The organism is Pseudomonas sp. efr-133-TYG-5 (assembly GCF_030209175.1).
Taxonomy (GTDB): Bacteria; Pseudomonadota; Gammaproteobacteria; order Pseudomonadales; family Pseudomonadaceae; genus Aquipseudomonas.
The window spans coordinates 1688753-1702170 of sequence record NZ_JARVSM010000001.1 but is presented as its reverse complement, the minus strand read 5'-3'; the positions used below and the strand labels follow the sequence as shown (position 1 = coordinate 1702170).

Below are 13418 nucleotides of genomic sequence, written 5' to 3'. Positions count from 1 at the left end.
ATGGCCGAGAGCGAAAGCGGTCAGGATAAAACAGAAGACCCCACGGAGAAGCGCAAGAAGGACTCTCGGGAAAAGGGCGAGATTGCGCGCTCCAAGGAGCTCAACACGCTGGCGATCATGCTCGCCGGTTCCGGCGCGTTGCTGGTCTTTGGCGGCATGCTGGCGCAGGACCTGATGGAGCTGATGCGGGTGAACTTCACCCTGACCCGCGAAGTGATCATGGACGAACGCTCGATGGCGACGTTCCTGATGAATTCCGGGCTGACAGCGCTGCTGGCGATCCAGCCGATCATGATCACCTTGCTCCTGGCGGCGCTGGTGGGGCCCATCGCCCTCGGTGGCTGGTTGTTCGCCGCCGGTTCCATGGCGCCCAAGTTCAGCCGGATGAACCCCGGCGCCGGGCTCAAGCGCATGTTCTCGATGAAGTCGGTGGTCGAACTGCTCAAGGCGCTGGCCAAGTTTCTGATCATTCTGGCGGTGGCGCTGGTGGTGTTGTCCGGTGACGTCGACGACCTCCTGCGTATTGCCCATGAGCCGCTGGAACAGGCGATCATTCACAGCGTGGTGCTGGTTGGCTGGAGTTCGCTGTGGATGGCCTGCGGGCTGATCATCATCGCCGCCGTCGACGTGCCGGTGCAGCTCTGGGAAAGCCACAAGAAGCTGCTGATGACCAAGCAGGAAGTGCGCGACGAACACAAGGACCAGGAGGGGCGGCCGGAGGTCAAGCAGCGCATTCGCCAGACCCAGCGCGAGATGTCGCAGCGGCGCATGATGGCGGCGATTCCCGACGCCGACGTGGTCATCACCAACCCGACGCACTACGCCGTGGCGCTCAAGTACGACTCGGAGAAGGGCGGGGCGCCAGTGCTGCTGGCCAAGGGCAGCGATTTCCTCGCGCTGAAGATCCGCGAAATCGCCGTGGCCAACAACGTCATGCTCCTCGAATCGCCGGGGCTGGCGCGTTCGATCTATTACTCCACCGAACTCGAACAAGAAATTCCCGGTGGCTTGTACCTCGCGGTGGCGCAGGTATTGGCCTACGTCTACCAGATCCGCCAGTACCGCGCGGGCAAGGGCAAGCGTCCGGATCCGCTCAAGGACGACCTGCCGATCCCGCCGGATCTGCGCCGCGATTCCTGAGGTGGCGGCTGAGCCGTTTGTCCGGGCCCCCCTTTTACTGTCAACTCTGACAGGTGCAGGCGCCGTGATTTTGCAGTTTGATGCAAGGTGCGGCGCGTACTCGCGCGGTCAGGCAGGCGAGGCCAAGGGAGCGGGCAATGAAAGGTATTTTCAGCAGCTACGATGAAAAAACCGGAACAGGCACCATCACGCCGAAGCAGTCGGGACGATCCCTTTCCTTTGCCGAAGCCACGGGTTTTAGTCTGACCGCCAAAGAATACCCCTTCAGCATTCCATTGCCCGATGGCCCTCACGCGCATGTCAGAGTGGGCGGCGAGGTCGAGTTCGAATTGCCCAGGCACAAGAATGGCAAGGTGAAGATCCTCCGGTACTGAGCAACCGATCGCAAAGCCGTTGAAACGAAAAAAAACCGCCGCCCCGATTCAACGAGGCGGCAGGTTTGGCGTGTAAACACAGGTTTGTAATCGACACCATTGCCTGTGGGAGCGGGCTTGCCCGCGAAGACGTCAGCAGCCACAACGCCGCACAAGGCTTGTCACAGATCCGTGCTAGTGCGGCAACTGCAGATTATCCATCACCCGATTCACCGTCAGCTCGCCGAGCATGATCAGCTGCGCGATACCCAGCAGTGTCCTGCGCTGCGACGCCGGTATGAGATGGGCGAAGTCATTGCTGATGGCTCGGGCGGAAGCGAGCGTTTCGCAGGCATCGGCCAGCAGGTCCTCGTTTTTGAAGTCCGCGTTCACCGCGTACATCCTGCGGGTGGGACGGGACGGTGCAGTGGAGCCGGGTGCGCAGAGGTAGTGATCGAGGGCGCGGTCGGCGGCTTCGTGAAGCTTTCTGGAATCGAGGGATTCGTAGGGCGAGGCGGGGTCGGTTTCCGGTGGATTGGGTGTGGGTTTGATCATGGTGAAGCTCCTTTGGGGTGGAGCCGCCGAATCCTGTCGCTAAACAGTAAGGTGGCGGCTGTACGCGGGTTAGCGAACCGGTCAAAGGCACCCGGTAGACCGCAAGGGTCTCCCGCATACAGCCACCATAACGAAATTGCAGACATACAGATCCACAACCAAGCCTGGAACGCTGGTGCACCTTTAATCTGAGCGAGTCGCTAAACCCGATCGCTGATTCGTCAGCGACCGATCCACGATAGAACCCGACCCTAAAGCGCACAAGCCGGCGGATTCTGGCGTGGCTGTAGGCAATGACGCAAGGATTCGTAGCCTCGAAGGCGTGTCTGGAGGTGTCTTTTCGGTGCCGGCGTTCATAAGGGTTTTTTTGCTGACTGTTCGGTCCCCTTCGCGAGCAGGCTCGCTCCCACATTTGGAATGCATTTCCCTGTGGGAGCGAGCTTGCTCGCGAAAGCGGTATCCCGAACAGCAGAAAACCTTCGCTTGATCCGCTCTGTTTCGATCATTGGCAAAAGTTGGAAAGCTTCTTGCAGTAGCCGCCGTGCGCCCGCTCCGGGCGTCAAAAGTTTGCTTTAAAGGAACGGGGAAAACCGGTGGATCGCTCTCAGTTAATCAACAGCGCACGCTCGAACATTGCCGACCTCAGTCGAGGCAATCTGGGCGTGCCGTTGTTGCTGCTGGTCATGCTGGCGATGATGATGCTGCCGGTGCCGCCGTTCCTGCTCGACGTGTTCTTCACCTTCAACATCGCCCTGTCCATCGTCGTCCTGCTGGTCTGCGTGTACGCGCTGCGGCCGCTGGATTTCGCGGTATTCCCGACGATCCTGCTGGTGGCGACGCTGCTGCGGCTGGCGTTGAACGTGGCGTCGACGCGGGTGGTGATGCTCCACGGTCAGGACGGCCACGCCGCTGCGGGCAAGGTGATCCAGGCCTTCGGTGAAGTGGTGATCGGCGGCAACTACGTGGTTGGTATCGTGGTGTTCGCGATCCTGATGATCATCAACTTCGTCGTGGTGACCAAGGGTGCCGGACGGATTTCCGAGGTGAGCGCGCGCTTCACCCTCGACGCGATGCCCGGCAAGCAGATGGCAATCGACGCCGACCTCAACGCTGGCCTGATCGACCAGAGCCAGGCCAAGGCGCGCCGTCAGGAAGTCGCCCAGGAAGCCGAGTTCTACGGTTCGATGGACGGTGCCAGCAAGTTCGTCCGCGGTGACGCCATCGCCGGCCTGCTGATCCTGTTCATCAACCTGATCGGCGGCATGGCTGTCGGTATCTTCCAGCACAACATGAGTTTCGCCGATGCGGGCAAGGTATACGCCTTGCTGACCATCGGTGACGGTTTGGTGGCGCAATTGCCATCACTGCTGCTGTCCACCGCTGCCGCGATCATGGTGACCCGTGCCTCCGGTTCGGAAGACATGGGCAAGCAGATCAACCGGCAGATGTTCGCCTCGCCCAAGGCCCTGGCGGTGGCCGCCGGCCTGATGGCGGTCATGGGACTGGTGCCGGGCATGCCGCATTTCTCGTTCCTGAGCATGGCCGCGCTGGCCGCCGGCGGTGCGTACCTGTTCTGGAAAAAGCAGAACGCCGCCAAGGTGCAGGCGTTGCAGGAAGTCAAACGCCAGCAGGAACTGCTGCCATCGCCGGCACGCGCCATGGAAACCAAGGAGCTGGGCTGGGACGACGTGACCCCGATCGACATGATCGGCCTGGAAGTCGGCTATCGCCTGATTCCGCTGGTGGATCGCAACCAGGGCGGGCAATTGCTGGCGCGGATCAAGGGCGTGCGCAAGAAGCTGTCGCAGGACCTGGGCTTCCTAATGCCGACCGTGCACATCCGCGACAACCTCGATCTGGCGCCGAGCGCCTATCGCCTGACCCTGATGGGGGTGATCCTGGCCGAGGCCGAGATCTACCCCGATCGCGAACTGGCGATCAATCCGGGCCAGGTCTACGGCGCGCTCAACGGCATCAACGCCAAAGATCCGGCTTTCGGCCTGGAGGCGGTGTGGATCGAAATCAGTCAGCGCGCCCAGGCGCAATCGCTCGGCTACACCGTGGTCGACGCCAGTACCGTGGTCGCGACCCACTTGAACCAGATTCTGTACAAGCACTCCAGTGAGCTGATCGGCCACGAAGAAGTGCAGCAACTCATGCAATTGCTGGCCAAAAGCTCGCCGAAGCTGGCCGAAGAGCTGGTGCCGGGCGTGGTTTCGCTGTCGCAACTGCTCAAGGTTCTGCAGGCGCTGCTGGCCGAGCATGTGCCGGTGCGTGACATCCGCAGCATCGCCGAAGCCATCGCCAACAACGCCGCCAAGAGTCAAGATACCGCCGCCTTGGTGGCCGCGGTGCGCGTCGGCGTATCTCGCGCGATCGTGCAAAGCATTGTAGGGACTGAGTCCGAGCTGCCAGTTATCACTCTGGAGCCAAGGTTGGAACAAATATTGCTCAATAGTCTGCAGAAGGCAGGACAAGGCTCGGAAGAGGGCGTTCTGCTGGAGCCAAGCATGGCCGAGAAGCTGCAACGCTCGCTCATCGAAGCGGCGCAGCGTCAGGAGATGCAAGGTCAGCCGGTGATCCTGTTGGTAGCAGGCCCGGTGCGCGCGATGCTCTCGCGCTTTGGCCGCCTGGCAGTCCCCGGACTGCATGTGCTGGCCTACCAGGAAATTCCGGACAACAAGCAAGTGACCATCGTTGCGACAGTAGGGCCCAACGGCTGAGGTAGTGGTTTATGCAAGTTAAGCGTTTTTTCGCCGCCGATATGCGTCAGGCCATGAAGCTGGTTCGTGATGAGCTGGGCGCTGATGCCGCCATCATTGGCAACCGCCGCATTGCCGGCGGCGTCGAGCTGACGGCGGCGCTGGATTACAAACTGTCCGCGCTGGCCCCGCGGGTTCCGAACATGGAACTCGAGGACGAGCTGCGCAAGACCCAGTCGCGCATCGTCACTGCCCAGGCCGAACTGAGCCTGCGTGGCGAGGCCGACGGCAACACCAATCGCCAGTTGTTCTCCGGGCTGCCGCTGACGGCCGGCCTGCCGCTGACCGCTGCCGAACCACTGACCGAACCGACTTACGCTGCGCCGAATCGTCCGGCACCGGCGCCTGCACCGGCCGCGGCCGGCGTTGACCCACGGGCACTGGATTCGATGCGTTTCGAACTCAACAGCCTGCGCGAACTGATGGAAGTGCAACTCGGCACCCTGGCCTGGAATCAGCTGCAAGGCAGCCGCCCGGCCCAGGCCAATCTGTATCGTCGCCTGCAGCGCATCGGCCTGTCCGGGCCGTTGTCGCGCGATCTGCTGGCGCTGATCAGCGATATCGACGAGCCTCGCCAGGCCTGGCGCATGCTCCTGGCGCACCTGGCGCGGATGATCTCGGTGCCGGACGTCGAGCCACTGGAAGAGGGCGGTGTGATTGCCATGGTCGGCCCGGCCGGCATGGGCAAGACCACCACCCTGGCCAAACTGGCCGCACGCTACGTGCTCAAGTACGGCGCGCAGAACATCGCGCTGGTGAGCATGGACAGTTTCCGTATCGGCGCGCAGGAGCAGCTCAAGACCCTGGGCCGCATCCTCAATGTCTCGGTGACCCACGTCGACCCGGGCCAGTCCCTGGTGCAGGCGCTGGATCCACTGCTGCGCAAGCGCGTGGTGCTGATCGATACCGCCGGCCTGCAGGCCAGCGATCCGGCCCTGCGCATGCAGCTGGAAAGTCTGGCCGGGCGTGGCATCCGTTCAAAAAATTATCTGGTATTGGCAACCACCAGCCAGAAACAGGTTCTAACCGCCGCTTACCACAGTTACAAGCGTTGCGGGCTTGCCGGCTGCATCCTGACTAAACTGGATGAGACGGCCAGCCTTGGCGAAGTGCTGAGTCTGGCGATCAGTCATGAACTGCCGGTCGCCTACCTGACCGACGGCCCACGGATTCCGGATGATCTGCATCTGCCGCGCCGTCACCAGTTGGTCAGCCGCGCCGTCAGCGTGCAAATGCAGGAAGAACCCAGCGAAGAAGCCATGGCTGACATGTTCGCTGATATCTACCACAGCCCGACCAAGCAGGTTGGCTGAGGTAATGAACAGTTTTTGTACCTACATCGATGGTCTGCCATGCATTGTTCCGGTTGTGAACGCGCAGCCAGTAATGTGGCCTCCGTCTATGCAAGACAAGGTAAAGAAATAACATGGGCAGCATGCATCCCGTACAGGTGATCGCGGTGACCGGCGGCAAAGGTGGCGTCGGCAAGACTAACGTGTCAGTGAACTTGTCCCTGGCGCTGGCAGAACTTGGCCGTCGGGTCATGCTGCTGGACGCCGACCTGGGTCTGGCGAACGTCGACGTTCTGCTGGGACTCACGCCGAAACGCACCCTGGCCGACGTCATCGAAGGCCGCTGCGAGCTGCGCGACGTACTGTTGCAGGGGCCCGGCGGGATCCGCATCGTGCCGGCCGCTTCCGGTACCCAGAGCATGGTGCACCTGAGCCCGGCGCAGCATGCCGGTCTGATCCAGGCGTTCAGCGACATCGGCGACAATCTCGACGTCCTGGTGATCGACACCGCTGCGGGTATCGGTGACTCGGTAGTCAGTTTTGTCCGCGCCGCGCAGGAAGTGCTGCTGGTGGTCTGCGACGAGCCGACGTCGATCACGGACGCCTACGCACTGATCAAACTGCTCAACCGCGACTACGGCATGAACCGCTTCCGCGTCCTCGCCAACATGGCCCAGAGCCCGCAGGAAGGACGCAATCTGTTCGCCAAGTTGACCAAGGTCACGGATCGCTTCCTCGACGTCGCCCTACAATACGTCGGCGCGGTGCCGTACGACGAAAGCGTGCGCAAGGCGGTGCAGAAGCAGCGTGCGGTCTATGAAGCCTTCCCGCGTTCCAAGTGCGCGCTGGCGTTCAAGGCCATCGCCCAGAAGGTCGACACCTGGCCGTTGCCCGCCAACCCGCGTGGGCACCTCGAGTTCTTCGTCGAGCGTCTCGTGCAGCAAACGGCAGGGCCTGTGCTATGACCGCCAGCGGTATGAATTACTACAAGAAGTCGGCACGTGACGCGCAGTACGAGTTGATCGAGCGTTACGCGCCACTGGTCAAGCGCATCGCCTACCACTTGCTGGCGCGGTTGCCGGCCAGTGTGCAGGTCGAGGATCTGATCCAGGCCGGGATGATCGGCCTGCTCGAAGTCTCGACCAAATACGACGCCAGCAAGGGCGCCAGTTTCGAGACGTACGCGGGCATCCGGATCCGCGGCGCCATGCTCGATGAAGTGCGCAAGGGCGACTGGGCCCCGCGCTCGGTTCACCGCAACACCCGGATGGTCAGCGACGCGATTCGCGCAATTGAAGCTAAAACCGGCCGTGACGCTAAAGATCACGAAGTTGCGGCCGAACTCCAATTGAGTCTCGACGATTACTACGGGATTCTGAATGACACGCTGGGCAGCCGGCTGTTCAGTTTCGACGACCTGTTGCAGGACGGCGAACACGAAGGGCTGCACGAGGATGGCGCCAGTGCTCATCTTGAGCCGTCGCGCGATCTGGAAGACGAGCGCTTCCAGGCCGCGCTGGCGGACGCGATTGCCAATTTGCCGGAGCGTGAGCGACTGGTGTTGGCGCTGTACTACGACGAAGAGCTGAACCTCAAGGAGATCGGTGAAGTCCTTGGCGTCAGTGAATCGCGGGTCAGCCAGTTACACAGCCAGTGCGCGGCCCGCTTGCGGGGGCGTTTGGGGGAGTGGCGAGCGCGCTGAAGGCAGTGTGGGGACACTGCGAACGAGGCTGGTGCGGTGGTGAACGGCACCGGTCTCGATCTGTTGTGCTCCAGACAGTCATCGAGTGCTTTGCCGGATTGATTGAAATGGCGCGTCCAGGTGCTGGGCGCGTTTAAGACTGCTTGGAGGTCGAATTGAACAAAGACATGAAAATCCTCATCGTTGATGACTTCTCAACGATGCGGCGGATCATCAAGAACCTGCTGCGTGACCTTGGGTTCACCAACACTGTCGAGGCGGATGACGGCACCACAGCCATTCCGGTGCTCAACAGCGGAAGCATCGACTTTCTGGTGACTGACTGGAACATGCCCGGCATGACCGGCATCGACCTGTTGCGTCACGTGCGTGCCGACGAAAAGCTCAAGCACCTGCCGGTGCTGATGGTGACCGCCGAAGCCAAGCGCGAGCAGATCATCGAGGCGGCCCAGGCCGGCGTGAACGGCTACGTGGTCAAACCTTTCACAGCCCAGGCGCTGAAAGAAAAAATCGAGAAGATTTTCGAACGCATCGGCTGATGTACGCGCCCCGGGGGAGCTATGGAGCATAAAGAATCTTCACAGGGCGACTTCGAGTCGACTCTGAAAAAACACGCGGTCGAACTGGTCGAGAGCCTTGAAAAAGGCAGGTTCGGCGACGCCGTGCAACTGATCCATGAGCTCAATCAGACCCGTGACCGCGGCCTGTACCAGGAAGTGGGCAAGCTCACGCGCGAACTGCACAGTGCGATCGTCAATTTCCAGATCGACCCGCACATGCCGCAGGCCGAGGAAGTGTCGCAGATCACCGATGCGACCGAGCGTCTGGGTTACGTTGTCAAGCTGACCGAGGCCGCCGCCAACCGCACCATGGATCTGGTCGAGAGCGCCACACCGGTGGTCAATGGCCTGGCCGATGAAGCCCAGGCCCTGAGTGCCGACTGGGGCCGCTTCATGCGCCGCGAAGTCGGGGCTGAAGAGTTCCGCGAACTGGCACGCCGGGTCGACGGTTTTCTGGCACGCAGCAGCGCGGACAACCGCGCGGTGTCGAGCAATCTCAACGACATCCTGCTGGCCCAGGATTACCAGGACCTCACCGGTCAGGTGATCAAGCGCGTGACCCAGTTGGTCACCGAAGTCGAAAGCAACCTGCTCAAGCTCGTGCTCATGGCCAGCCAGGTGGACCGCTTTGCGGGCATCGAACACGACCGCGCGGCGATGCTTGCAGAAAAAGATCCACAAAAACATCTCTCGCAGGGTGAAGGTCCGCAGATTCATGCCGATAAACGAGAAGACGTTGTGTCCGGTCAGGACGATGTGGACGATTTGCTATCCAGCCTTGGATTTTAGGTTTTTTTGGGTTTTTAGACCTGTAGGAGCACCCCATTAATGAGCTTCGGCGCCGATGAAGAGATCCTTCAGGATTTCCTGGTTGAGGCCGGCGAGATTCTTGAGCAACTGTCCGAACAACTGGTCGAGCTGGAAAGCCGCCCGGATGATGCAGATCTGCTCAACGCAATTTTTCGCGGTTTTCACACTGTAAAAGGGGGCGCCGGCTTCCTTCAGCTCAACGAGCTGGTGGAGTGCTGTCACATCGCCGAAAACGTGTTCGACATCCTGCGCAAGGGTGAGCGACGCGTGGATGCAGAACTGATGGACGTGGTGCTCGAAGCGCTGGACGCGGTGAACAGCATGTTCAGCGAAGTCCGCGATCGCAGCCCGATCACCGCCGCCACCCCGGAACTGCTGGCCGCCCTGGCGCGCCTGGCCGAACCGCAATCGGCGGACGAGGCCGTGGCTTCGCCGGTGGCCGAGATGATCGAAGAACTGGTCGTCGAAGGCGATTCGGGCGACATCACCGATAACGAATTCGAACAGTTGCTGGACTCGCTGCAAGCGGTCAAGGCCGAGGCCGAAGCTCCGGCTGCGGTCGCTGCACCGGCGCAGACGGCCGCCGAGGCCGCCAGCGATGAAATCACCGATGCCGAGTTCGAGTCGTTGCTCGACCAGTTGCACGGCAAGGGTCAGTTCGCCGCCGACGCGGTGGCGCCTGCTGCGGCTGCCCCGGCAGCCCCGGCGGCCGGCGACAGCTCGGACATCACCGACGACGAATTCGAAGCACTGCTCGATCAACTGCACGGCAAGGGCAACTTTGCCGTCGAAGCGCTGGAATCGGCCATTGCGGCAGCGCCGACGCCTGCTGCGCCAGCCGCTGCCGCGGCAGGCAGTGACCTGATCAGCGACCACGAATTCGAATCGCTGCTCGACGAACTGCACGGCAAAGGCAAGTTCACCGACGTCGCCACCGGCGCCGTGGTAACCGCCGGTAGCGCTTCGACCGTTGCCACGTCTGCCGCCAAGGCGCCGGCCGCAGCGGCTGCCAAGCCTGCCGCCAAGCCCGAGCCGAAAGCCGAAGCGCCGAAACCGGCCGCCGCCGCTGCACCGGCTCCGGCCCGTGCCGCTGCCGCACCGCCTGCGGAAAAACCGGCCAGCGAAGCCGAGACCACTGTGCGGGTCGATACCGCGCGTCTCGACGAAATCATGAACATGGTCGGCGAGCTGGTGCTGGTGCGTAACCGCCTGGTGCGCCTGGGGCTCAACAGCGGCGACGAAGCCATGTCCAAGGCCGTGTCGAACCTCGACGTGGTCACGGCCGACTTGCAGACTGCGGTGATGAAGACCCGCATGCAGCCGATCAAGAAGGTCTTCGGGCGCTTCCCGCGCCTGGTTCGCGACCTGGCGCGTCAGCTCAAGAAAGAGATCAACCTGGAGCTGGTCGGCGAAGAAACCGACCTCGACAAGAACCTCGTCGAGGCCCTGGCCGACCCGCTGGTCCACTTGGTGCGCAACGCCGTCGACCACGGTATCGAGTCGCCGGAAGAGCGCGAAGCGTCGGGCAAGGCCCGTGGCGGTCGCGTGGTGCTGGCGGCCGAGCAGGAAGGCGACCACATCCTGCTGTCGATCTCCGATGACGGCAAGGGCATGGACCCGAACGTGCTGCGTTCGATCGCGGTGAAACGCGGGGTGATGGACAAGGATGCCGCCGATCGTCTGAGCGACACCGAGTGCTACAACCTGATTTTCGCCCCGGGTTTCTCGACCAAGACCGAGATCTCCGACGTGTCCGGCCGCGGTGTCGGCATGGACGTGGTGAAGACCAAGATTTCCCAGCTCAACGGTTCGATCAACATCTATTCGACCAAGGGCCAGGGTTCGAAGATCGTCATCAAGGTGCCGCTGACCCTGGCGATCATGCCGACGCTGATGGTCATGCTCGGCAATCAGGCGTTCGCGTTCCCGCTGGTCAACGTCAACGAAATCTTCCACCTCGACCTGTCGACCACCAACGTCGTCGACGGCCAGGAAGTGGTGATCGTGCGGGACAAGGCGCTGCCATTGTTCTACCTCAAGCGCTGGCTGGTCAGCTCCGCCGCTCACGAAGAGCAGCGCGAAGGCCATGTGGTGATCCTTTCGGTGGGCACCCAGCGGATCGGCTTCGTCGTCGATCAACTGGTCGGCCAGGAAGAAGTGGTCATCAAGCCGTTGGGCAAGATGCTCCAGGGAACTCCGGGCATGTCCGGCGCCACCATCACCGGTGACGGCCGCATTGCACTGATTCTCGATGTTCCAAGCATGCTCAAGCGTTACGCCGCACGGCGTATTTGAATCCGGGGCGGCGGGGCGCCAACGCCCCGCCGCACCTAATGGAGTGTTTATGGCAGTCAAAGTCCTGGTGGTGGACGATTCGGGTTTTTTCCGCCGCCGCGTCTCGGAAATTCTTTCGGCGGATCCGAGCATCCAGGTGGTCGGCACGGCCACCAACGGTAAAGAGGCGATCGATCAGGCCCTGGCGCTCAAGCCGGACGTGATCACCATGGACTACGAGATGCCGATGATGGACGGCATCACGGCAGTGCGGCACATCATGCAGCGCTGCCCGACCCCGGTGTTGATGTTCTCCTCGCTGACCCATGAAGGCGCCCGGGTGACCCTGGATGCGCTGGATGCCGGCGCGGTGGATTTCCTGCCGAAGAATTTCGAAGACATCTCGCGCAACCCCGAGAAGGTCAAGCAACTGCTGTGCGAGAAGGTCCACAGTATCTCGCGCAGTAATCGTCGGTTCAGTGCCTACAGTGCGCCGGCTCCGGCCGCAGCGCCGACGCCTGCGCCTGCTCCGGCGCCGTCGAGTTTCGGCAGCCACGGCAGCAGTCACAGCACCAGCGCGCCGGCACGTCCGGCGCCGGCTCCAGTACCTGCGCGCGCTCCGGCCGCCAGCGCTTCGTCGCCGGCACCGAAACGCAAGGCCTACAAACTGGTGGCCATCGGTACATCGACCGGCGGCCCGGTGGCGCTGCAACGGGTGCTGACTCAGTTGCCGGCCAACTTCCCGGCCCCGATCGTGCTGATCCAGCACATGCCGGCGGCGTTCACCAAGGCCTTCGCCGAGCGCCTGGACAAGCTGTGCCGCATCAGCGTCAAGGAAGCCGAGGATGGCGACATCCTGCGTCCGGGCCTGGCGCTGCTGGCCCCGGGTGGCAAGCAGATGATGATCGACGGCCGCGGCGCGGTGAAAATCCTCCCCGGCGACGAGCGTCTGAACTACAAGCCGTGCGTGGACATCACCTTCGGTTCGGCGGCGAAATCCTACGGCGACAAAGTTCTGGCGGTGGTACTCACCGGCATGGGCGCCGACGGCCGTGAAGGCGCGCGCCTGCTCAAGCAGGGCGGCAGTTCGGTCTGGGCCCAGGACGAAGCCAGTTGCGTGATCTACGGCATGCCTATGGCCATCGTCAAAGCCGATCTGGCTGACGCGGTCTATGGTCTGGACGACATCGGCAAGCACATCGTCGAGGCGTGTATCTGATGGATGTTCTAAGCCTTATCGGGATCATCATGGCGTTCGTCGCCATCATCGGCGGCAACTACCTCGAAGGCGGCCACCTCGGTGCGCTGGCCAACGGCCCGGCGGCGCTGATCGTGCTCGGTGGCACCATCGGTGCGGCGCTGCTGCAATCGCCGATGAGCGCCTTCAAGCGCGCCATGCAGATTCTTGCCTGGATCTTCTTTCCGCCACGCGTGGACCTGGCCGGCGGCATCGACCGCGTGGTCAACTGGAGCCTCACCGCCCGCAAGGAAGGCCTGCTGGGTCTGGAAGGGGTGGCCGATGCCGAACCCGACAGCTACTCGCGCAAGGGCCTGCAACTGCTGGTCGACGGCGCCGAGCCGGAAGCGATCCGCAGCATCCTCGAAGTGGATTTCTACACCCAGGAAGCGCGCGACGTCGAAGCTGCCAAAGTCTTCGAAAGCATGGGCGGCTACGCGCCGACCATCGGCATCATCGGTGCGGTGATGGGCCTGATCCACGTGATGGGCAACCTCGCCGATCCGTCGCAACTGGGCAACGGCATCGCCGTGGCATTCGTCGCCACCATCTACGGTGTGGCCAGCGCCAACCTGATCCTGCTGCCGGTGGCCGCCAAGCTCAAGTCAATCGCGTTGCGGCAGTCGCGTTATCGCGAAATGTTGTTGGAAGGCATTCTGTCGATCGCCGAAGGTGAAAACCCACGCTCCATCGAGTTGAAGCTGCAAGGCTTCATGGATTAAGGGACTGACCT

The 13418-nt window shown here is 62.3% G+C and carries 12 protein-coding genes; 11 read left to right on the top strand and 1 reads right to left on the bottom strand.

Annotation, left to right across the window (positions count from 1 at the left end):
• On the top strand, window positions 1-1140 hold the full coding sequence (flhB, locus tag QRN70_RS07685) for a flagellar biosynthesis protein FlhB (RefSeq protein WP_285416750.1): 1140 nt from the start codon (window positions 1-3) through the stop codon (window positions 1138-1140).
• Window positions 1141-1277: 137 nt separating this feature from the next.
• Window positions 1278-1514 (top strand): hypothetical protein, encoded by a 237-nt coding sequence (locus tag QRN70_RS07680; protein ID WP_285416749.1) that lies wholly within the window; start codon window positions 1278-1280, stop codon window positions 1512-1514.
• Between the two features lie 174 nt (window positions 1515-1688).
• On the opposite strand, the gene QRN70_RS07675 is transcribed toward QRN70_RS07680, so the two are convergent.
• Window positions 1689-2048 (bottom strand): DUF6124 family protein, encoded by a 360-nt coding sequence (locus QRN70_RS07675; protein WP_285416748.1) that lies wholly within the window; start codon window positions 2046-2048, stop codon window positions 1689-1691.
• A gap of 593 nt (window positions 2049-2641) precedes the next feature.
• Between QRN70_RS07675 and flhA the strand changes: the two genes are divergently transcribed.
• From flhA to QRN70_RS07630, 9 genes are all read left to right on the top strand, one after another.
• Entirely contained in the window at window positions 2642-4771 is a 2130-nt protein-coding gene (gene flhA, locus QRN70_RS07670) for a flagellar biosynthesis protein FlhA (protein ID WP_285416747.1), read from the top strand.
• A gap of 11 nt (window positions 4772-4782) precedes the next feature.
• Window positions 4783-6123, top strand: a complete 1341-nt coding sequence (flhF, locus tag QRN70_RS07665) for a flagellar biosynthesis GTPase FlhF (RefSeq protein WP_285416746.1) — start codon at window positions 4783-4785, stop codon at window positions 6121-6123.
• A gap of 113 nt (window positions 6124-6236) precedes the next feature.
• The gene (fleN, locus tag QRN70_RS07660; RefSeq protein ID WP_003222917.1) at window positions 6237-7067 is read left to right on the top strand and encodes a flagellar synthesis regulator FleN; all 831 of its coding nucleotides are present in this window, start codon (window positions 6237-6239) and stop codon (window positions 7065-7067) included.
• On the top strand, window positions 7064-7804 hold the full coding sequence (gene fliA / locus QRN70_RS07655; protein ID WP_003222919.1) for an RNA polymerase sigma factor FliA: 741 nt from the start codon (window positions 7064-7066) through the stop codon (window positions 7802-7804). Before fleN ends, fliA begins: the two co-directional genes overlap by 4 nt.
• A 167-nt stretch (window positions 7805-7971) precedes the next feature.
• Window positions 7972-8343: a chemotaxis response regulator CheY gene (locus tag QRN70_RS07650; RefSeq protein ID WP_003183998.1), complete on the top strand. Its 372-nt coding sequence runs from the start codon at window positions 7972-7974 to the stop codon at window positions 8341-8343.
• 21 nt (window positions 8344-8364) lie between these two features.
• Window positions 8365-9153 carry a protein phosphatase CheZ gene (locus QRN70_RS07645; protein WP_007951961.1) on the top strand — a complete coding sequence of 263 codons (789 nt, stop codon included), beginning with the start codon at window positions 8365-8367 and terminating at the stop codon, window positions 9151-9153.
• Between the two features lie 39 nt (window positions 9154-9192).
• Window positions 9193-11469: a chemotaxis protein CheA gene (locus tag QRN70_RS07640; RefSeq protein ID WP_285416744.1), complete on the top strand. Its 2277-nt coding sequence runs from the start codon at window positions 9193-9195 to the stop codon at window positions 11467-11469.
• Window positions 11470-11518: 49 nt separating this feature from the next.
• Window positions 11519-12667, top strand: coding sequence for a protein-glutamate methylesterase/protein-glutamine glutaminase (locus QRN70_RS07635; RefSeq protein WP_285416743.1), 1149 nt, complete (start codon window positions 11519-11521; stop codon window positions 12665-12667).
• Window positions 12667-13407, top strand: a complete 741-nt coding sequence (locus QRN70_RS07630; protein ID WP_285416742.1) for a flagellar motor protein — start codon at window positions 12667-12669, stop codon at window positions 13405-13407. The genes QRN70_RS07635 and QRN70_RS07630 overlap by 1 nt, the downstream gene beginning before the upstream one ends.
• The last annotated feature ends 11 nt before the right edge of the window (window positions 13408-13418 follow it).

What these genes read in the sequence shown, in the direction of transcription:
- flhB (WP_285416750.1), top strand. Translation starts at nt 1, where the DNA reads ATGGCCGAGAGCGAAAGCGGTCAGGATAAAACAGAAGACCCCACGGAG.
- QRN70_RS07680 (WP_285416749.1), top strand. Translation starts at nt 1,278, where the DNA reads ATGAAAGGTATTTTCAGCAGCTACGATGAAAAAACCGGAACAGGCACC.
- QRN70_RS07675 (WP_285416748.1), bottom strand. Translation starts at nt 2,048, where the DNA reads ATGATCAAACCCACACCCAATCCACCGGAAACCGACCCCGCCTCGCCC.
- flhF (WP_285416746.1), top strand. Translation starts at nt 4,783, where the DNA reads ATGCAAGTTAAGCGTTTTTTCGCCGCCGATATGCGTCAGGCCATGAAG.
- fleN (WP_003222917.1), top strand. Translation starts at nt 6,237, where the DNA reads ATGGGCAGCATGCATCCCGTACAGGTGATCGCGGTGACCGGCGGCAAA.
- fliA (WP_003222919.1), top strand. Translation starts at nt 7,064, where the DNA reads ATGACCGCCAGCGGTATGAATTACTACAAGAAGTCGGCACGTGACGCG.
- QRN70_RS07650 (WP_003183998.1), top strand. Translation starts at nt 7,972, where the DNA reads ATGAAAATCCTCATCGTTGATGACTTCTCAACGATGCGGCGGATCATC.
- QRN70_RS07645 (WP_007951961.1), top strand. Translation starts at nt 8,365, where the DNA reads ATGGAGCATAAAGAATCTTCACAGGGCGACTTCGAGTCGACTCTGAAA.
- QRN70_RS07640 (WP_285416744.1), top strand. Translation starts at nt 9,193, where the DNA reads ATGAGCTTCGGCGCCGATGAAGAGATCCTTCAGGATTTCCTGGTTGAG.
- QRN70_RS07635 (WP_285416743.1), top strand. Translation starts at nt 11,519, where the DNA reads ATGGCAGTCAAAGTCCTGGTGGTGGACGATTCGGGTTTTTTCCGCCGC.
- QRN70_RS07630 (WP_285416742.1), top strand. Translation starts at nt 12,667, where the DNA reads ATGGATGTTCTAAGCCTTATCGGGATCATCATGGCGTTCGTCGCCATC.